Origin of the sequence: Sinorhizobium terangae, from assembly GCF_009601505.1 — a bacterium.
Lineage (GTDB): Bacteria > Pseudomonadota > Alphaproteobacteria > Rhizobiales > Rhizobiaceae > Sinorhizobium > Sinorhizobium terangae.
This window is the reverse complement of record NZ_WITC01000012.1, coordinates 1-1059: the sequence shown is the minus strand read 5'-3', so window position 1 is coordinate 1059 and position 1059 is coordinate 1. Positions and strand designations below refer to the sequence as shown.

Here is a 1059-nt window from a genome sequence, read left to right as displayed (position 1 = left end):
CTAGAGCGGTATGTATTTAAGCCCGTTCATATCCCGCCTCTTTGAAGTAGGCTGCGCATTCCTGTGGGGTGACGGCTTGGAGAATGTGGCGCAGTTCGTCATGGATTGCATCGCGTGATCTGGCCTGTGCCTCACGCAACCAGTGCTTGATTTTGGCGAAGAGCTTTTCGATCGGATTGAGATCGGGGGAATATTTCGGCAGAAAGAACAGGCGGGCGCCGGCCTTACGGATGGCGGCGCGGATCTCCTGACCCTTATGGGAGCCGAGATTGTCCAGGATGACGATGTCGCCGGCTTTGAGTTCCGGCACCAGAACTTGCTGGACATAGATGCGGAAGCGTTCGCCATTGATCGGGCCATCGAGGATAAAGGGAGCGCTGACGCGGTCGGCCCTGAGTGCGGCGACAAAGGTCATGGTGTTCCAATGGCCGAAGGGGGCGTAGCCCACCAGTCGTTCGCCGCGAGGCGCCCAGCCCCGCAGCGGCGCCATGTTCGTCTTCGTCCAGGTCTCATCGATGAAAACGAGGCGGGCGGGATCAATTCCGGGGCAGTGCTTCAGCCATCGTGCCCGGTGGCGGGCGACGTCGGGCCGCTCCCGTTCGCTGGCGACCAGCGTCTTTTTTTATAACTCAACCCCTCTTCGTGCACGAAGGTCCAGACGGCGCGATAATCCACCTTCAGGCCGCGCTCGCTCAACTCGGCGACAAGTCCGTGCAGCGTGAAGTCGCGCTCGCGGCAGCGGCAAAGCAGCCAAGCCCGGTGCGGACCGGAAAGCTTGCGGGGCTTGTGCCCACCCATCTGGCCGGGTGCGGCGCTGCCCGTCTCGCGAAACCGCCGCACCCAATCGATCGCGGTGCTGATGCCGATGCCGAAGCGCTTGGCCGCTGCCCGGCACGATAGGCCCTCGCCCGTCACCGCATCGACAACGCGTTCCCGAAGATCATTCGAAAAAGGTCTCGCCATAAAGGCCGGCCTCCTTCACCGGCCTGAATGGTGAATCTGATTTGCGCAGAAAAAGGAATCCCCTTTCCGATTCCGCCTAAATGCATCCCGCTCTAG

General features: G+C 61.4%; 1 protein-coding gene. It reads right to left on the bottom strand.

Annotation, left to right across the window (positions count from 1 at the left end; translation table 11 throughout):
* Positions 1-16: 16 nt before the first annotated feature.
* A protein-coding gene (locus tag GHK62_RS01295) for an IS630-like element ISRm2011-2 family transposase (RefSeq protein ID WP_011970797.1) occupies positions 17-963 on the bottom strand; the annotation gives its coding sequence in 2 pieces (ribosomal slippage) (positions 17-624 and positions 624-963; 948 coding nt in all).
* Positions 964-1059: the final 96 nt, after the last annotated feature.